Genomic DNA, 17,218 nt, shown 5'->3' on the forward strand with positions numbered 1-17,218 from the left:
CCTTCGAGCCGCCTGGGATGGGCTGGGTTCACCCATTAACCCGTTCGCCGGGAACAGCAGGCGGCTAGCGTCCGCCGCCGCCGATCGCCGGCTGATCGGTCATGCCGGCAAGCACTTCCGCCACGTGCCGGGCCTCGATGGTCGCGCCTTCGCGTTTCAGCTTGCCGGCCATGTTCATCAGGCAGCCGAGGTCGCCGGCCAGAAGCACGTCTGCCCCGGTCTCGGCGATGGTCCTGGTCTTTTCCCCGACGATCTTGTTGGAGATATCGGGGTATTTGACGCAAAACGTTCCGCCGAAGCCGCAGCACACGTCGCTGTCGTGCATTTCCTTGAGATCCAGCCCGGCAACGGTGTCGAGCAGTTTGCGCGGCTGGTCTTGAATGCCGAGTTCGCGCAGGCCCGAGCAGCTGTCGTGATAGGTCGCGGTGCCCTTGAACCGCGCCGCGACGGAGGACACGCCGAGCACGTCGGTGAGGAAACTGACAAGCTCGAACACCTTTGCGGAAAAGGCCTCCGCGCGCTCCTTCATCGCCGGGTCATTCTCGAACAGCTCGACATAGTGCTTCTTCAGCATTCCGGCGCAGGACCCGGAGGGCGCAACCACATAGTCGTACCCCTCAAAGGCACGGATGGCGGATGCGGCGATGTCGCGCGTGTCGTCGCGGTCACCGGAGTTGAAGGCGGGTTGCCCGCAACAGGTCTGGGCCGCCGGCACCTCGACCGCGCAACCGGCGTCCTCCATCAGCTTGACGGCGGCAAACCCGACGCTGGGCCGGAACAGGTCGACAAGGCAGGTCACGAAAAGGCCGACACGCGGCCTTGCCGCCGCGCTTTCGCCTGCGGAAGAGGGCGCGTCCTGCGGCGCGGATGCTGTCATGGGGTCGTCACTTCCTCTGTGGAGCGGCGGGTGGTACGCCGTCGCCGCGTATCGTCCTGCTTTGTATCGAGCCTTTGCTCCAGGCGCATGGCCGACACACTGTTCCAGTCGCCTGCGCGCGCGACTTCATGTACCACCTGCTCGACGTAGTCTATATGCGCGCTGGCCGCTTCGGTGGCGGCCGCCGGATCGCCGTTCATCACAGCACTGTAGATGGCGCGGTGCTGACACAGCAACCGCTCGCGCGAGCCCGGATACCGGTAGAGCTGTGCCCGATTGTAAAAGACGCCGTCGGCGAGAAGCCGGTAGCAGGAGCGCAGCGTGTGCAAAAGGACGATGTTGTGGGCGCTTTCACCGATGGCCTGGTGAAACTCGACATCGAGTTCGGCTTCCTCGCCGAAGTCCGCCTGTTCGTGGGCCCGTTCCATCGCCTGGAAAATGCGGGTGATGATTTCCCGGTCGGCTTCCGTTGCCCTGAGCGCCGCGAACCGTGCGGTTGTCCGTTCGATTTCCCGACGATACTCGAGATAATCCGCGATCGCCGGGGGATGACGGCGCACGAGCTCGACCACCGCATCCGAAAAGACCGTGCCGATCACGTCCGCGACGAAGGTGCCGCCGCCGTGCCGCGTTGCCAGCAGCCCGCGTTCTTCCAGCGTCTTGAGAGCGTCGCGCAGGATCGGGCGCGAAACGTCCACTTTCTTTGCCAACTCGCGTTCGGACGGCAGGCGATCGCCAGGCCGCAACACGCCCTGGAGAATGAGTTCTTCAACCTGATCGACAACCGCATCTGCCGTGCGATTGTGCTGGATCTTTCGGAATACCATTTTTCCGTTCGATTTTATTGCAGTGCGGCCAAGTAATTATTGCATCGCAACATGAGATGCTTTGCGCGAGTCTTTCTCCCGGCAATCTATTCCGTGTTGCGTTGAGTGGTCAATATTGTTATCCAGTCGAACTGAAGCGGTTGTCTCGGTTGGGAGGCCGATTCCCTCGGTTGCACAAAGATGGCAACGCCGACAAATTCGTGTGTTGGCAGTTGCCCGCAGCAGGCGAGAGGAAGACATCGTTTCTGTGAGGGCGTGATATTGAGATATGTCACGCTGGGGAACTGTCGGGGGACTCTCTCCGGCAAGCCTTTTTGATGGGAGGACAGGTGCAGTGAAAAAGATTTTATCAGCAATTGCCGTAACGGCGTCCCTTGCGACCGTGGCGCCCGCCATGGCGCTGGACGAACTCAATTGGGACATGCAGTCGACGTATCCGGGGTCGCTCACGCAGCTCGGTACGCTCGGAAAGGTCCTGTCGGAGCGCCTCACGGCGGTATCCGGCGGTTCGATCAATCTGAAGTTCCAGGAGCCGGGGGCGATCGTTCCCGCTCTTGAGACATTCGACGCGGTCGCGTCCGGCGCGGTGCAGGCCGGTTGGTCGACGCCGGGTTACTGGACCGGCAAGGATACCTCGCTTGCGCTTTTCGCGGCGGTTCCCTTCGGTCCGCGCGCGTCCGAATATATCGCCTGGATGAAGTTCGGCGGCGGTAACGAGCTGTTCGACGAAATCTATGCGTCCTACGGCATCAAGTCTCTCGCCTGCGCCGTCATCGCGCCCGAGGCTTCGGGCTGGTTCCGCAACGAGATCAACTCCGTGGACGATCTCAAGGGCCTGAAGATGCGTTTCTTCGGCCTTGGCGCCAAGGTGATGCAGAAGCTCGGTGTTTCCACGCAGCTTCTGGCTGGCGGCGACATCTTCCCCGCGCTTGAGCTTGGAACGATCGACGCGACGGAATTCTCCATGCCGGCGATCGACCTCAAGCTCGGCTTCTACCAGGTTGCCAAATATTACTACTTCCCGGGCTGGCACCAGCAGTCGACGATTTTCGAGCTGATGCTGAACAAGGACGAGTGGGACGCGCTTGACGACCAGACCAAGGCCGTGTTCGAGACCGTTTGCGACGCCAACATCACCTACGGCATTGCCGAGGGCGAGGCGATCCAGCCGGCCGCGATCGCGGAACTGAAGGAAAAGGGCGTCAACATCAAGACCTGGGATCCGGCGATCCTCGATACGTTGCGCAGCGCCTGGCTCGAAGTGGTCGAGGAAGAAAAGGCAGCCAACCCGAACTTCGCAAAGGTTTGGGAATCGCTGACTGAATTCCGCGCCCAATACGAAGGTTGGTCGGAGCTCGGCTACCTCAAGTAAGCGGCGAGAAACCGGCTATCGCGTGATTTGCGCACGCCCTGCGCTTCCCTTCGGGATCTGCGGGGCGTGCGCATGCCGGGCGGTCGTGTTCGCACGCGCAGGTCCGTAGATGACTGCGAGGCCGGGCGCGACCGGGTGTCGTCTCTGTTTGCTGTCACGACGGCCCATGCGATCCCGGGCTGGCGGTACGGTTTTCCCTTTTCCTGTTTCCCGTCTTTCGTTGTCTGCTGCTTCGGGGCAGGATGGGATGTTCAAAATGCCTTCATCCAGACGGTTCCGCGGTGTCCCGCGGGCTCGGTTGTCTCGATCCGGGAGAAGAGCCTTTCATGTCAACGCTGCTGTGTTTGATCGGTATCGCCCTGGCGGCGCTCGGGCTGGTTGGGGTCGGCGTGCCGGCCTATGTCCTGTGCATCGTCGGCTTCGTGCTTTGCGTGATCGGCGGATTCGCCCGTGCTCGGTTGTCCGTGGTGATCGCCGGCATGGTGTTCACGATCTTTGCCTTCGCGATCGCGCCGGACGGGTTTTCGGCCATCCTGCAGATGGCGGACGTCAACCCGAAACGCTTCTTCAAGTTCTACGACGGCATGTCCGGCCTGATCGGCGCGCTCGCCGTCCTGGCCCTGACGCTGGTGATGGTTCGCCGAAACGCGCCGCAATCCTGCGAGACGATGCTGGGGGCGTCCGACGATTTCGACACGGTCGTCAACGGCGTCGGCAAGCTGGCGTCCTGGCTGTTCGTTCCAATGATGATCGTGATCTTCTACGACGTCAGCCAGCGCAAGATGCTGGACTTCGACAACAACATCATCGATTCCGTCTTCTACTTCGACAGCACCAAGCTGCAGGAACTCGAGTGGCATCTGCATGCCGTGCTGTTCCTGCTTTGTCTCGGGTTTGCCTACCGTTATGACGCACATGTGCGCATCGAACTGGTGCGTGACCGCATGGCGCAGCGCTCGCGGGTGTGGATGGAGCTGATCGGCGTCGTTTGCTTCCTGCTTACCTACTGTTACCTGATCGTCGAGTTCGGCTGGGTCTTTGCAAACAATTCCTACAGGATCGGCGAGGTGTCGGCGGCGCAGACTGGTCTTACCCACCGCTGGATCATCAAGGCGATGCTGCCGTTCGGCTTCGCGCTCCTGTTCACGGCCGGACTGTCGGCCGCGTTCCGCTGCGTCGTCTATCTGTTCGGCCCCACCTACCTCAACGAACGCGCCGGCGATTATGCCGGTACCCATCACGCGGATCTGCCGGAAGACGTGGCCATCAAGGGCCCGATAACGGACTGATCGGGGAAAACGCACCATGACATTTGTGGAACTTCTGCCGGTCTTCATGTTCCTGGCGCTCGGGCTCTTGCTGTTCACCGGTTTCCCCGTTGCCTTCATTCTCGGCGGGGTCGGTCTCGGCTTTGCCTTCCTCGCGCAGGAACTGGACGCATTCAACGTCGCGCGGCTGGTGATCATTCCGAACCGCATCTTCGGTTCGACGATGGAGAACCCGGTCCTCGTCGCCATTCCGATGTTCATTTTCATGGGCACGATGCTGGAGAAATCCGGCGTCGCCAAGGACCTGCTCAACTGCCTGCAGGTCCTGACCCGTCGCGTGCCCGGCGGTCTTGCGCTGTCTGTCACGCTGATGGGCACCATCATGGCGGCCACCACCGGCATCATCGGTGCCTCGGTGGTGATGATGACCCTGCTGGCGCTTCCCGTCATGCTGGAGCGCAACTACAACATTCCGCTGGCGACCGGCACCATTGCCTCTTCGGGAACGCTCGGCATTCTCATTCCGCCATCGATCATGCTGGTGATCATGTCGGATCTGATGTCGATCCCCGTCGGCACGGTGTTCGTCGCCGCCATCATCCCGGGGCTTCTGCTGGCGACCCTCTATGCGGTCTACATCCTCGTTCTGTGCCATTTCAAGCCACAGCTCGCGCCGCCGCTTCCCGACGATATCGGGCCAAAGACACGCGCGGAATTCTGGGTGATGATCCTGAAGAGCTTCGTGCCGCCGGTCTTCCTGATCATGATCGTGCTGGGGTCGATCTTTGCCGGTATTGCAACGCCCACGGAAGCTGCGGGCGTCGGCGCGGTCGGCGCGACCCTTCTGGCGATCCTCAATCGCAAGCTTGCGTTCACTGTCTTGCGGGATGTGTGCCACCGGTCGGCGCTGACGACCGCGATGCTCTTTGGCATCTTCCTTGGCGCCACCTGCTTTTCGCTTGTTTTCCGCTGGCTGGGCGGCGAGGTCCTGATCGACGAGTTCATCGCCTGGGCCGGCGTTGGGTCGTGGGGCATCTTGTTCGTTTTGATGGGCATGGTCTTCTTCCTCGGCTTCTTCTTCGACTGGGTCGAGATCACGCTGATCGTCCTGCCGGTCTTCGGCCCGATCGTTGCAAAACTCGATTTCGGCGCGCATCTCGCGGGGTTCGAGGGCGTCAACGAGGTCGCGCTCATCTGGTTCACCATTCTGGTGTCGACCAACCTGCAAACCTCCTTCCTGACGCCGCCCTTCGGCTTCGCGCTGTTCTACATGAAGGGGGTGGCGCCTCCCGGGGTGACCATTCAGCAGATCTACAAGGGCATCATTCCCTTCGTGCTTCTGCAGCTCATCGGCCTCGCCTTGTGCATGCTGTTTCCGGGCATCGTCCTGTGGCTTCCCAACGCATTGCTTTGAGGGCTCACGCGTGACGTAATGCCGTGAGAGCGGAAGCGGCCGGATGGTTTCCGGCCGCCGTCAATTCAAGATGGGCGGCAGCGATGTCTGAAACCGAGGATAGCGGCGCGCGTGGCAGCGGCCTTCCTGCCTTCGAGGCGCATCCGGCCCGGGCGCTGGTGATCGGCGAGGTGCATGCGCGGCCGTTTCATCCGCTGTCGGGGCCAAGGGTTTTTCTGCGCTATGGCTTTATCGCTGACGAGGCGGCGGCGGAGGCTGACCGCGACTGGTTCGGCCGCTATTGCCAGTCGGTCGGTGAACAGGGACCGGGCGCGGCCTCGCGCCATCATCTTGTGCGCATTGGCGAGAGCGTGTTGCGTCGCGAACGGCATGGCGAGTTCATCACCTACACCTGGGACGGGCCGCTGGATGACACGGATGCGTCGGGTGGCGAACCGCCGGACCATCCCTTTGGTGCGCGGTTTCGCGCGCCCGGGCCGCTCATGGTCGCGGTGCGTTGCGACTTCCTTCGGGCGGACAGCGCTGCCTTCCAGCGCCAGTTCGACCGGTTCGACCAGACCAGCCTTTCGGTGTCCGATGTCGATCAGCAGGCAGCGATCATTGCCACAGACTTTCGTCAGGACCGGGACGGACTGACCCGCATCGTGATCGGCGACAGGACCCTGAACCAGGTGCAGGCGGGCGCTTTGACCCAGCGGCTTCTGGAGCTGGAGACCTACCGCACGTTCGCCATGCTCGGCCTGACGGAGGCGAACCGGCAGGCGCCGAAGGTCTCGATCATCGAGGCCGGGCTGCTTGGCATCGCGGAACGCATGCGTGCCAGCGAGGGGCTCGAAGCGAACCGGCTGCTGCTCGACGAACTGACGCGGCTTGCGGCCGATCTGGAGGCGGGCGCGGCGGCGAGCGCCTATCGCCTGGGAGCCAGCCGCGCCTATTATCTGATCGTGAAGCAGCGTCTGGAGGCATTGGGCGAGCAGTCGCGCGACGGGCATTTCACCTTCACGCAGTTCCTGACCCGGCGGCTGGCGCCGGCCATGCGCACCTGCGAAACGCTGGAAACGCGACAAGCCAACCTGTCGCGCAAACTGGCGCGTGCGGCAACGCTGTTGCGCACCCGCGTTGACGTGGAGCTGCAGGAACAAAACCGGGGCCAGCTTGCCGGGATGAACCGGCGGGCGCGGCTGCAACTTCGCCTGCAGCAGACCGTTGAGGGCCTGTCCGTTGCCGCCGTGAGCTATTATGTCGTCGGTCTTTTTGCGTATCTGGCCAAGGCGCTCGCCGACAGTCCCGTCGGCGCCTTTCTGCCATCCCAGGGCGTGATGACCGGAATTGCCGTCCCCCTGGTCCTGATCACGGTGTTCTTGTTCGTACGCCGCATCCGCCGTCATCATGACGAGCGCGAGGGGGATGAGTGAGGCGGCATTTTTCCCGGTAATCGGTTCTGGCCCCGGCTGTCGGTGTGACCCGGAGCAGGGGCCGGACAAAGAAAGAGGCCGGACAGATGCCCGGCCTCGAAACCTTCATACCCTTCCGCCCAAGGCGGACGACGTCACTTCATGGTGCCGTCGGCGTTGAACTGGGCAAGATAGGCGATGACATCGTTGCGGTCGTCTTCCTTGCGCAGCTTGAAGGCCATCTTCGAGCGACCGCCAAGGAATTCGCTCGGATCCTCGAGGTAGGCGAAAATCTCTTCAGGTTCCCATTCGCCGGTCTCCGAGGCATGCTCTTCTGCCGCCTTGGAGTACCGGTAATCTTCGACGCTTGCAGCCTCGCGGCCGACGATGCCGTTCAGTTGCGGACCGACCTTGTTGCGGGCGCCCTCTCCGACAGCATGACAGGCCTTGCACTTGCGGAACACTTTCTCGCCGGCGGCTGCGTCACCTTCCGCGGCAATTGCGTTCGCGGACATGGCCAGGACGGCAGCTCCAGCAAGCAACATAAGACGTTTCATAAGTTTCTCTCCCGAGATTCTCGTGTGCAACAGGTGGGACCGATCGTGTCCGAAAACCTGTGTTCAATACCGGCGAACACTAGCACGATCTTTTACGACGTCACCCCTGACGGGCACTTTGTCGCATTTGATTTCCGCAAGAATGCGGCTGGCACACGGTCATTCCGCGGCAGCCGCCTCTGCCTCCGGCAAGGTCAGCCAGTCGTCCAGCCCCTGATCCCAATAGGGGGCCGGCCCATAGAGTTTGGCGAGGAAATCGATGAAAACCCGCACCTTTGCGGGCAGAAAGCGCCTGCTGGGATAGACGGCATGCAGGCCGACGTTCTTGGAAGCGCGATACTGGGGCAGGACAATCCGGAGTTTGCCTTCCCGCAGTTCCGGTCCGATATCCCAGGTGGAGCGCAGCGCCACACCGAGACCGGCGAGGAGCGACTCGCGCACCACTTCGCTCGAGTTCGTACGGATCGGTCCGCCGGTTCGCAGCATTTCGGTGCCTTGCGGGCCCGACAGCCGCCAGACGTCCTGTTGGGTCGTTGCCAGGCACGCGTGATTGGCCTGAAGGTCTTCGACGGAGGTCGGCGCCCCGGCGCGTTTCAGGTAGTCGGGGGCGGCGCACAGGATGCGGTGGACCGGCGCAAGGCGGCGTGCCACGAGGCTGCTGTCCTCCAGTTCGGCTATGCGAATGGCCAGGTCATAGCCCTCGCCGACAATGTCGATGAGTTCGTCGGAGAGGTCGAGATTGACCGAAAGATCGGGGTTGTCGGCGAGAAACGCCGCCAGATGCGGCGCGATGTGCATGCGCCCGAAGGATGTTGGCGCACTGACCTTCAAAGTGCCGCGCGCCATCGCGGAGCGACGCGTGACGAAGGCTTCCGCCTCTTCCACCGACGCGAGGATCGCAACCACGCGCTTGTAGTACCCTTGGCCGGCCTCCGTAAGAGCGAGCTGGCGGGTGGTCCGCTGCAAAAGCCGTGTACCAAGTCGGTCTTCAAGGCGCCTGAGTCGTTTCGAGACGACCGCGGGCGAGAGACCCATCTCCCGTCCGGCCGCGGACATGCTCCCGGCTCCCACGACCCGCGCGAAGATTTCCATGTCGGGAAAACTGCTCATTTTCAACGCACCGGAATTGGTTTTTCTCTGCCTTCAACGATTTATGGACACCGTTCCATCTGCCAAATTTGCAGTCACACACACGCTCGACGCAGCCCGGTAAATGCCCATACTGTTGTCTATTGAGTGTGTACGCGCATAAAAAGCGGGCGGATTTGTTTTCGTCACAGCAAAAGTGAATGAGGAAGGATCGCTTGATGAGCGGGATAGTCATGCCCAGGCCCGACAGCGACGTGTTGGAGCGGCGTGCGGAGATCGTGGCGGCTCTCAAGCGGTTTGTCCCCGGCGAGGGTGTGATTGACGCCGCCGTCGAGATGCGCGCCTATGAAAGCGATGCACTGACGGCCTATCGGCAGCTTCCGCTTGTTGTCGTCCTTCCGGAGACCGTGGAACAGGTGTCCGCCGTTCTGCGCTATTGCCATGAAAACAGCGTCAAGGTCGTGCCGCGCGGGGCGGGAACATCGCTGTCGGGCGGAGCGCTTCCCGTCGGCGACGGCGTGCTCCTTTCGATGATGAAGTTCAACCGGACGCTGGATATCGACGCCGCCAATCGCGTCGCCGTCGTGCAGCCGGGTGTGACGAACCTCGGCATCACCCGGGCGGTGGAGCATCTCGGCTTTTACTATGCGCCGGATCCGTCCTCCCAGATCGCCTGTTCCATCGGCGGCAACATCGCGGAAAACTCCGGTGGCGTGCATTGCCTGAAATACGGGCTGACCACCAACAATGTGCTCGGGCTGGAAATGGTGCTCGTAACGGGCGAGGTGATCCGGCTCGGCGGCAAGCACCTCGACAGCGAAGGCTATGACATTCTCGCCCTGATGACGGGCTCCGAAGGGCTTCTGGGCGTCGTTACCGAGGTCACGGTGCGCATCCTGCAAAAGCCGGAGACGGCGCGTGCCGCGTTGATCGGTTTTCCCACCAGCGAGGACGGCGGCCAGTGTGTTGCCGACATCATCGCAGCCGGTATCATTCCCGGCGGCATGGAGATGATGGACGAACTGGCGATCAACGCGGCGGAGGATTTCGTCAATGCCGGTTACCCACGCGATGCCGGTGCGCTGCTGATTGTCGAACTCGACGGGCCGGAAGCGGAGGTCGACTATCTGCTCGGCGAGATCGAGGCCATCGCCAGGCGCAACAAGGCGAGCTCCCTGCGCGTCTCCACCAGCGAGGAGGAGCGCAATACGTTCTGGGCGGGTCGCAAGGCGGCCTTTCCGGCGGTCGGGCGCATTTCGCCCGACTATCTGTGCATGGACGGCACGATCCCGCGCAAGGCCCTGCCCGAGGTGCTGACGCGCATGCGTGCGCTCGGCGAGAAACACGGTCTGCGCTGCGCCAACGTCTTTCATGCCGGCGACGGCAACCTGCATCCGCTCATTCTCTATGATGCCAACCAGCCGGGGCAGCTTGAGGCGGCCGAAGCCTTCGGCGCCGATATCCTGCGGCTGTGCGTTGAGTTCGACGGTGTGCTCACCGGCGAGCATGGTGTCGGTATCGAAAAGCGCGACCTGATGCCGGAGATGTTTTCCGAGGACGATCTGAAGCAGCAGCAACGGGTCAAATGCGCTTTCGATCCCAAGCAGTTGCTCAATCCGGGAAAGGTCTTCCCCGTGCTGCACCGCTGCGCCGAGCTCGGCCGCATGCATGTGCACAAGGGGCAATTGCCGTTTCCCGACATTCCCCGCTTTTAAGGGCCACAGTTGATGTCAGACAGACTGTCACCGCGCAGCGCGGAAGAGGTTCGCGAGGCCGTGCAATGGGCGGCTGCCGAACAACATCCGCTTGAGGTTCTCGGCACCGGTTCGAAACGGGTGCTCGGCCGTCCGGTTCAGGCCGGGCATGCGCTGGATCTCTCCGGCCTTTCCGGCATTGCGCTCTACGAGCCGGCCGAACTTGTGATCTCCGCGCTCGCCGGAACGCCGCTGGCCGAGATCGAAGCGGCGCTTGAGGAGCACAATCAGGAGCTCGCGTTCGATCCGATCGACTATGGGCCGCTGCTTGCTCAGGCGCCGGGCGCGGGCACCGTGGGCGGAATGATCGGCGCCAATCTTGCCGGTTCCAAGCGGCTGAAATTCGGCGCCGCGCGCGATCATATTCTCGGGATGGAAGCGGTCTCGGGCCGGGGCGAGATCTTCAAGTCGGGCGGCCGCGTTGTGAAGAACGTGACCGGCTACGACCTGCCGCGCACGCTGACCGGGTCCTGGGGAACGCTTGCCGTCGCGACCCGGATCACGCTGAAGGTTCAGCCGAAGGCGGAGACCGAGGCGACCTTCCTCATCTCCGGGTTGAACGCGAGCGAGGCAACGCAGGCCATGACCGCGGCGATGGGATCGTCCGCGGAGGTCTCCGCAGCCGCGCATCTTCCGCCCGACATTGCCGCAACGCTGGCGACGCAAGGTCATGCGCTGAACGGGTCGGCGACCCTGCTGCGCCTGGAAGGCTTTGCCACCTCGGTCGACTATCGCTTCGGCGCCCTCAAGACCCTGTTGCGCGACAGCGGGACGGTTTCGCGCCTCGACGCCGAAGCCTCGCGCGCGCTCTGGCGTGACGTGCGGGACTGCCGGGCCTTCGCGGGAACGGAGGAACACGTCTGGCGGATCTCTGTCGCTCCGACGGCGGGCGCGGAGTTCATCGCACGTGTTCAGGCGGAGCTGTCGTGCCGCGCCTATTTCGATTGGTCGGGCGGGCTGGTCTGGCTGGCGCTGTCCGACAAGGAACCGCAGGCAGAAGCGGTGCGTGCAGCGGTTGAGGTTGTCGGCGGCGGGCATGCGATGCTGGTGCGCGCGCCCGCGCCGGTGCGGTCTTCCATCGAGGTGTTCCAGCCGCAGCCGTCGGCGCTTGCCGCGCTCTCGGCCCGCATCAAGGCGCAGTTCGATCCTCACGGGATTCTCAATCCCGGTCGAATGGGGTCGTGAGGATATGACGCTTTTCGCGGCTGTTCATCTGCAAACACCCCGGGAGGCGCATGTCGCCGGTCCCGGGGCGCTGCATGCCCTGGGCCTGTCAGGAGTTCTTCTTGAGCCCGGCGTTGCATTTGACCGGCACTTTGTAGGTCATGCCGTCGCGCTGGTTGGTGGTGTTCTTGATCGACCACTTGTTGTTCTTTGCCTTGTTCTTGCGCGCCGCAACCGCGTCGAGTTCGAAATAGGCGTGCGCGCTGACGGTCCACGACTTGGAGAGAACTTCGGACCTGCGCATGCCCTTGGCCCTCCGGTTGGCGAGGTTGGCCTCGCATACCTGCTTCGGCGACGGACCCTGCCAGGCGATCTTGGCCGTCGGGACCACCGGGTTGGCATTGAGGCTGACGGTGCGCTTCTTGCCCGCGCCGACATCGCGGTTGGCGAAGGACCGGCTCCAGTGCCCGCCGTCGCTTTCGAAGTAGCGCACGCCCTTGAACGCGCCGATTTTCATCGCGACGATGCGCTCGCCACTGGTCGCGCGGGCATGGAGCTTCATCAGGAACCGGTGGCTGGAACTCTTGATACTGGTGTAGCCGCCGGCGTTGGCGGAGACTTCGATCGGGACGGCGTCGATGCCGTCTTTCGTGAGTTTCACGGTTTCGATCCAGTCCTTGGCCGAAGCCGCGGAAGCGAGAGAAACCAAGAGCGTCGATGCGATCAGGATCTTGAATGTCGTGTTCATGTCGAAAACTCCAAGGCGTTTGTGTGTGCCTCGCCTTGGGGTGAGGGTTTAAAGCAGGCTGCCTGAACGGACTGTGACGCAGATCTCAATCCGGCGTTCATGTTAGCCGGAACGCTACAATCGTCGATGGAAGAGGAGCCGGGTCGGATGCAGACGCATTTCTCGATTCACCAGCTGGCCGATCCGCATGTCGCGGAATCCGAGAAAATTCTGCGCAAATGCGTGCACTGCGGCTTTTGCACGGCCACCTGCCCGACGTTCGCGCTTCTCGGCGATGAACTCGACAGCCCGCGCGGGCGGATCTATCTGATCAAGGAAATGCTGGAAAACGACCGTCCGGCCGATGCGCGCACGGTCAAGCATATCGACCGCTGTCTGTCCTGCCTGTCCTGTATGACGACCTGCCCGTCCGGGGTGCACTACATGCATCTGGTCGACCATGCCCGGACCCACATAGAGCAGACCTATCGCAGGCCGCTCGCCGACCGGGCGCTGCGCGAGCTTCTGGCCTTCGTGCTGCCGAGGCCCGGCCGGTTCCGGCTGTCGCTGATCGCCGCCTTTTTCGCGCGCCCCTTCGCCGGGGTCTTGAAGGCCGCCGGCGGGCCGCTGAAGCAGATGGGTGCGATGCTGGAGCTTGCGCCGGCCCGTGCGCCTGCGCGGTCTCGCATGGAAGGACCCGCGACCTTTCCGGCCGAAACGCCGGCATGCGCGGGCCGCGTCGCGCTTCTGTCCGGCTGCGCCCAGCCGGTTCTCGCTCCGCATATCAACGAGGCGACGATCCGTCTGCTGACCCGCAAGGGTATCGAGGTGGTGTTGCCGAAGGGAGAGGGCTGTTGCGGCGCGCTCGTTCATCACATGGGCAAGGAGGAGCGCGCGCTCGCCGATGCGCGGCGCAACGTCGATGCCTGGAGCGCGGAAATCGAGGCGGGCGGTCTCGACGCGATCCTGATCACCGCGTCGGGCTGCGGCACGACAGTGAAGGATTACGGCTTCATGCTGCGCGGCGATCCCGCCTATGCGGAAAAGGCGGCGCGGGTCTCCGCCCTTGCCAAGGATATCACCGAGTATCTTGCAACCCTGTCGCTGGGGACGACGGAGCGCCTGCCCGATCTCACGGTCGCCTATCACTCCGCCTGTTCGATGCAGCACGGGCAGAAGATCACGCGACAGCCCAAGGATCTGCTGAAGGCGGCCGGTTTTGCGGTGCGCGACGTGCCGGAAGGGCATCTGTGCTGCGGATCGGCCGGCACCTACAACATTCTCCAGCCGGATCTGGCGCGACAACTCCGCGACCGCAAGGTGGCGAACATCGAAGCGACCGTGCCGGATCTCGTCGCCACCGGCAACATCGGCTGCATGACGCAAATCGGCGGCGGCACGCAGCTTCCCGTGGTGCACACGGTTGAACTGCTCGACTGGGTGTATGGAGGCCCCGTGCCGGCGACGCTTGTCGAGACACCGCTCGCACGCCGGGTGAGACGACAGGAACTGGAAGCGGCCGAGTAGCGCGGGTCCCGGCCTCAGTTTTTCTTGAGGCGATAGCTTTCGTGGCAGGCCTTGCAGGTCTTGCCCATGCTTTTCAGCGCCTGACCCAGGGTGCCGCGGTCGAGATCGTCGGAGTCGCTTTCTGCGAGGTCGGACGCGGCCACGACCAGCGCATCGGACTTGGCTTCGAAATCGGGGAAATCCGTCCAGATCTCTTCCCGCGCTTCGCTTTTTTGCGAAAGGCTTCCTTTCGGAAACTGCGTGGGGAAGAGGCGGGCATGGTCCGCCACCCGGGCGCCGATCTCCTTTGCCGCATCCGCATCCACCGCACCGGTCTTCACCATGGCGGCAAGGGCCTTCATGTTCTTGGCGATCGCCGACATGGTGTCCATGCGCTCCTTGACGATTCCCGTCGCTCCCTGATGGGCGATCGCCGAAAGTGAGGCGAGGGCAAGGGTTGCGGCAAGGATGCCGGCTCCGATGCGCGCTGCCCCACGGTGTGCGGCTGCTGGACGGGATGTCGAAAGAGGATTGGATCGCATCGGCTGAAGGGCTCCATCATGCAAGGCACGGATCGTGAATAAGTGACGTAGCGTAAGGGTGCGTGACCTTTGTCAGTTTCGCAAGGGGGCGCTGGCGGTCACCGGGGCTGTCACGATGCAGGAGCTGCCCGCGCCGTACACATACCGGATGTAGAATGCGTTGCACGTCAAAACCACCAGCGCCAGGGCGAGCACCGTGCCGAGCGAGGCCGGCGCGCGAAGCCGGTTCCAGGGTTTGCGGGTCGCCAGGGAGAGGGGCGGGGGACTGGCGGACTTTTCCGTCGCGGTCGTATCGCTGAACGCCGTGGAGGTCCAGCCTTCGGGCTTCGTTGCTGAGCCGGCGTCTGACCCGGCCGGAAGGGCGGGGTCGGGCGCGCGAATCACGGAGGTGCGTCGTATCTCGAGCGTGTAGCCGATCCTGGCAAGATGGACCTTGACCGGATCTGTGGCCCCGGCGCCTTCGAAGTGTTTGCGCAGGACGTTGCGCAGCCTGGAGGCATTGACCCGCACGATCGGATTGGATCGCGGATTGAAGTCGTCCCGCTGCTCAAATACCGCGGCGGCGATTGCCGATTCGCTCAAGGTGTCCGGCGTTCCGTCGAGATGGGCATCGACGAGATAGACAAGCAGGCGGCTGATTTTCGGCGCGCGCGCAAGAGCGGGAACCGCCAGCAGGCGTTCGAGCGCTGCGCGCACCTCGCCTGCGGACAATGCCGATTGCTCATTTAGATCATTTGCTGCCGCGGAGGTTTCGCGGCCTGCCCCATCCATCGCCATAAGCCCCCCGATAATGGCGTAAAGCTGCCAAAGGCGTTTGGCACGGGCGAACTATAGGGGTTTTTCACAAGGGCGCAAATCGCCAGACGCAGGGTGCGCCTGGCTTTTCGGGACCGGCCGTATGCCTGCAGGGCGGAGCTGGCTGAAATCCGTACCAGGGTGCGGTCTCATTCATGGGGCCACACCCTAGATGACCTGCACCCTCGCGCCCACCGGAACGCGGTTGTAAAGATCTGTGACGTCCTCGTTGCGCATGCGGATGCAGCCTGACGAGACCGCGCGACCGATCGTCCAGGGCTCGTTCGACCCGTGAATACGGTAGAGCGTGGACCCGAGGTAGAGGGCCCGTGCGCCAAGCGGGTTCTTCGGCCCGCCAGGAACGAAGGACGGCAGGTTCGGCTGCCGCTGCCGCATTTCCGCGGGCGGGCGCCAGTCCGGCCATTCCGCCTTGCGTGACACCTTGTGCGTGCCGGCCCATTCGAAGCCGGGGCGCCCGACGCCGACGCCGTAGCGGCGGGCAAAACCGCCCTTTTCGACGAGATAGAGATAGCGTTCGCGGGTGTCGATGACGATCGTGCCCGGCTTCTGCTTGCCGTCCCAGGCGACCGTCGACGGCAAAAAGCGCGGATCGATGCCGCGTTGGCGACGCGACGGGGCCGAGGCGGCGGCGCGCGCCGTGCTGCGGCGGATTGTCTGCCTCTGGCGGGGCAGGGGGCGGTTTGTCACCGCCGGGCGCATCGCGCGGCGGTTTGGCTGGAGCTGCAGAACCCAGGGCTCGGTGAGATCGGGACTGAGCAGTAGCGGCGGCGCACCGGCGCCGCTGCGGTAATCCGCCTGCGCGGACGTGACGAACGGGGCGCAGGCAAGAGCCAGCGCCATCAGGACAATTCTGGATCGGTGCATCGACGTACTCGCAACCTCTTCGCCGGGACACGGGGCGCGTGCGCGTTTCCACGGTCCGGCCCTGTCAGACGTCGACCGGTCGGGAGCGCTCGCCCCGGCAGAATAGGGCCGGCGAAAACAGCAATCGTGAATCCGGGGGCGCCGTGAGGTGTCTTTTTGTTCGCGTGGTTAGCGCGGCGTTTCCAGACGTGGTCAACGAGATCTGAAGAACTTCGGCTGCAACAACGCCGACGTTAACGTCTCAATTCACCAACGGTCGGATTTCGCGGACGATGGAGGGGAGCATCGGCTCCACCTGGGCCGGACGCATGCCAGGGCGAATGCGCCGATGGTAGAGCATGTTCAGGATATACTTGTCGAAGGAGGTAAAGCGGCTGTGGCGCGAACTGTCGTTGAACACGGAATGGGCAAGCGACGGATCGTCGTTCATCGGACCAAGGCCCTGCAGCACTTCCTCCACCAGGCACCGGCGAAACAGGAAGTCGCCCTCGTCCGACACGATCACGGCTGCCGACTGCGAGATGCCGCTGCTGTCGGAGACCACACGCACCAGGCAGCGGCCGGGGACGTCGGCCCGCGGATCGTCGTAGATCCTCTCGCGCACCACGTCGCCGTACTGGCTGCGATCAACGATGTAGATATGGAAATTGGCGTCTTCCGGTCGCGATACGATGGTCGTTGCCAGACCGCGCACACTGCGTCCCAGCTTGCCGATGAACCGGTACGCCATGGGCTTGCGGTCCCGGCGCGCCAGGTTGTGGACATAGAAGCGAACCGGACCGACGTATTTCTTTACCAGATAGGGCTGCCAGCTCCACGAGCGGTATTCCAGTCCAAAGACGGTTTTCATGAAGCCGCGGATCAACTCCTCCGTCGAAAATGTATAGGAGGCTGCCTCGGTCCGCTCGACCGGCGCCGAAAGCCCCAAAACCAAGCTGACAATGAGGACCGACATTACGGTTCTGGCGATGCGCAAGGGCTGTTTCCGACTTCCGGGTATCGCGGTGATCGACGATCACCGTCGGAAAAGACCATACAAAAATGATT

The 17,218-nt window shown here is 63.2% G+C and carries 16 protein-coding genes; 7 read left to right on the forward strand and 9 right to left on the reverse strand.

All coding sequences use genetic code 11. The features are described 5' to 3' along the window. Positions 1 to 64: 64 nt before the first annotated feature. Both BLU32_RS01510 and BLU32_RS01515 read right to left on the reverse strand, forming a co-directional pair. Complete coding sequence (locus BLU32_RS01510) at positions 65 to 877, reverse strand: (Fe-S)-binding protein (protein WP_093804668.1); 813 nt, start codon at positions 875 to 877, stop codon at positions 65 to 67. Next, on the reverse strand, positions 874 to 1,704 hold the full coding sequence (locus BLU32_RS01515) for an FCD domain-containing protein (RefSeq protein WP_093804669.1): 831 nt from the start codon (positions 1,702 to 1,704) through the stop codon (positions 874 to 876). Before BLU32_RS01515 ends, BLU32_RS01510 begins: the two co-directional genes overlap by 4 nt. A 334-nt stretch (positions 1,705 to 2,038) precedes the next feature. Here BLU32_RS01515 and BLU32_RS01520 point away from each other — a divergent pair, with 334 nt between their 5' ends. From BLU32_RS01520 to BLU32_RS01535, 4 genes are all read left to right on the forward strand, one after another. Beyond that, the gene (locus BLU32_RS01520) at positions 2,039 to 3,076 is read left to right on the forward strand and encodes a TRAP transporter substrate-binding protein (protein ID WP_208976957.1); all 1,038 of its coding nucleotides are present in this window, start codon (positions 2,039 to 2,041) and stop codon (positions 3,074 to 3,076) included. 326 nt (positions 3,077 to 3,402) lie between these two features. After that, the gene (locus BLU32_RS01525; protein WP_197673680.1) at positions 3,403 to 4,365 is read left to right on the forward strand and encodes a TRAP transporter small permease subunit; all 963 of its coding nucleotides are present in this window, start codon (positions 3,403 to 3,405) and stop codon (positions 4,363 to 4,365) included. Positions 4,366 to 4,381: 16 nt separating this feature from the next. After that, positions 4,382 to 5,758: a TRAP transporter large permease subunit gene (locus BLU32_RS01530; RefSeq protein WP_093804671.1), complete on the forward strand. Its 1,377-nt coding sequence runs from the start codon at positions 4,382 to 4,384 to the stop codon at positions 5,756 to 5,758. Between the two features lie 83 nt (positions 5,759 to 5,841). Continuing rightward, complete coding sequence (locus BLU32_RS01535; RefSeq protein WP_093804672.1) at positions 5,842 to 7,173, forward strand: DUF3422 family protein; 1,332 nt, start codon at positions 5,842 to 5,844, stop codon at positions 7,171 to 7,173. 134 nt (positions 7,174 to 7,307) lie between these two features. Here BLU32_RS01535 and BLU32_RS01540 read toward each other — a convergent pair whose 3' ends face one another. Together BLU32_RS01540 and BLU32_RS01545 are read right to left on the reverse strand one after the other, a co-directional pair. Continuing rightward, positions 7,308 to 7,709 (reverse strand): cytochrome c family protein, encoded by a 402-nt coding sequence (locus tag BLU32_RS01540; protein ID WP_093804673.1) that lies wholly within the window; start codon positions 7,707 to 7,709, stop codon positions 7,308 to 7,310. Between the two features lie 159 nt (positions 7,710 to 7,868). After that, positions 7,869 to 8,819 carry a LysR family transcriptional regulator gene (locus BLU32_RS01545; RefSeq protein ID WP_093804674.1) on the reverse strand — a complete coding sequence of 317 codons (951 nt, stop codon included), beginning with the start codon at positions 8,817 to 8,819 and terminating at the stop codon, positions 7,869 to 7,871. 197 nt (positions 8,820 to 9,016) lie between these two features. On the opposite strand from BLU32_RS01545, the gene BLU32_RS01550 reads away from it, so the two are divergent. Together BLU32_RS01550 and BLU32_RS01555 are read left to right on the forward strand one after the other, a co-directional pair. Continuing rightward, a complete protein-coding gene (locus BLU32_RS01550; protein WP_093804675.1) occupies positions 9,017 to 10,513 on the forward strand; it encodes an FAD-linked oxidase C-terminal domain-containing protein in 1,497 nt (498 codons plus the stop codon). Positions 10,514 to 10,525: 12 nt separating this feature from the next. After that, positions 10,526 to 11,737 carry an FAD-binding protein gene (locus BLU32_RS01555; RefSeq protein WP_093804676.1) on the forward strand — a complete coding sequence of 404 codons (1,212 nt, stop codon included), beginning with the start codon at positions 10,526 to 10,528 and terminating at the stop codon, positions 11,735 to 11,737. Positions 11,738 to 11,825: 88 nt separating this feature from the next. Here BLU32_RS01555 and BLU32_RS01560 read toward each other — a convergent pair whose 3' ends face one another. Then, positions 11,826 to 12,464 (reverse strand): hypothetical protein, encoded by a 639-nt coding sequence (locus tag BLU32_RS01560; protein ID WP_093804677.1) that lies wholly within the window; start codon positions 12,462 to 12,464, stop codon positions 11,826 to 11,828. A gap of 147 nt (positions 12,465 to 12,611) precedes the next feature. Here BLU32_RS01560 and glcF point away from each other — a divergent pair, with 147 nt between their 5' ends. Further along, on the forward strand, positions 12,612 to 13,970 hold the full coding sequence (gene glcF, locus BLU32_RS01565; RefSeq protein WP_093804678.1) for a glycolate oxidase subunit GlcF: 1,359 nt from the start codon (positions 12,612 to 12,614) through the stop codon (positions 13,968 to 13,970). A 14-nt stretch (positions 13,971 to 13,984) separates the two neighbouring features. On the opposite strand, the gene BLU32_RS01570 is transcribed toward glcF, so the two are convergent. From BLU32_RS01570 to BLU32_RS01585, 4 genes are all read right to left on the reverse strand, one after another. Continuing rightward, positions 13,985 to 14,491, reverse strand: coding sequence for a cytochrome c (locus tag BLU32_RS01570; RefSeq protein ID WP_093804679.1), 507 nt, complete (start codon positions 14,489 to 14,491; stop codon positions 13,985 to 13,987). Between the two features lie 72 nt (positions 14,492 to 14,563). Further along, positions 14,564 to 15,202, reverse strand: coding sequence for a hypothetical protein (locus BLU32_RS01575; protein ID WP_157727443.1), 639 nt, complete (start codon positions 15,200 to 15,202; stop codon positions 14,564 to 14,566). Between the two features lie 252 nt (positions 15,203 to 15,454). After that, the gene (locus tag BLU32_RS01580; RefSeq protein WP_093804681.1) at positions 15,455 to 16,171 is read right to left on the reverse strand and encodes a L,D-transpeptidase; all 717 of its coding nucleotides are present in this window, start codon (positions 16,169 to 16,171) and stop codon (positions 15,455 to 15,457) included. A gap of 241 nt (positions 16,172 to 16,412) precedes the next feature. Continuing rightward, complete coding sequence (locus tag BLU32_RS01585; protein ID WP_208976958.1) at positions 16,413 to 17,147, reverse strand: DUF2927 domain-containing protein; 735 nt, start codon at positions 17,145 to 17,147, stop codon at positions 16,413 to 16,415. Positions 17,148 to 17,218 lie beyond the last annotated feature (71 nt).

The organism is Stappia sp. ES.058, from assembly GCF_900105595.1.
Taxonomy (GTDB): domain Bacteria; phylum Pseudomonadota; class Alphaproteobacteria; order Rhizobiales; family Stappiaceae; genus Stappia.

Coding starts and splice junctions, on each gene's coding strand:
- BLU32_RS01510 (WP_093804668.1), bottom strand. CDS start 877: ATGACAGCATCCGCGCCGCAGGACGCGCCCTCTTCCGCAGGCGAAAGC.
- BLU32_RS01515 (WP_093804669.1), bottom strand. CDS start 1,704: ATGGTATTCCGAAAGATCCAGCACAATCGCACGGCAGATGCGGTTGTC.
- BLU32_RS01525 (WP_197673680.1), top strand. CDS start 3,403: ATGTCAACGCTGCTGTGTTTGATCGGTATCGCCCTGGCGGCGCTCGGG.
- BLU32_RS01530 (WP_093804671.1), top strand. CDS start 4,382: ATGACATTTGTGGAACTTCTGCCGGTCTTCATGTTCCTGGCGCTCGGG.
- BLU32_RS01535 (WP_093804672.1), top strand. CDS start 5,842: ATGTCTGAAACCGAGGATAGCGGCGCGCGTGGCAGCGGCCTTCCTGCC.
- BLU32_RS01540 (WP_093804673.1), bottom strand. CDS start 7,709: ATGAAACGTCTTATGTTGCTTGCTGGAGCTGCCGTCCTGGCCATGTCC.
- BLU32_RS01545 (WP_093804674.1), bottom strand. CDS start 8,819: ATGAGCAGTTTTCCCGACATGGAAATCTTCGCGCGGGTCGTGGGAGCC.
- BLU32_RS01550 (WP_093804675.1), top strand. CDS start 9,017: ATGAGCGGGATAGTCATGCCCAGGCCCGACAGCGACGTGTTGGAGCGG.
- BLU32_RS01555 (WP_093804676.1), top strand. CDS start 10,526: ATGTCAGACAGACTGTCACCGCGCAGCGCGGAAGAGGTTCGCGAGGCC.
- BLU32_RS01560 (WP_093804677.1), bottom strand. CDS start 12,464: ATGAACACGACATTCAAGATCCTGATCGCATCGACGCTCTTGGTTTCT.
- glcF (WP_093804678.1), top strand. CDS start 12,612: ATGCAGACGCATTTCTCGATTCACCAGCTGGCCGATCCGCATGTCGCG.
- BLU32_RS01570 (WP_093804679.1), bottom strand. CDS start 14,491: ATGCGATCCAATCCTCTTTCGACATCCCGTCCAGCAGCCGCACACCGT.
- BLU32_RS01580 (WP_093804681.1), bottom strand. CDS start 16,171: ATGCACCGATCCAGAATTGTCCTGATGGCGCTGGCTCTTGCCTGCGCC.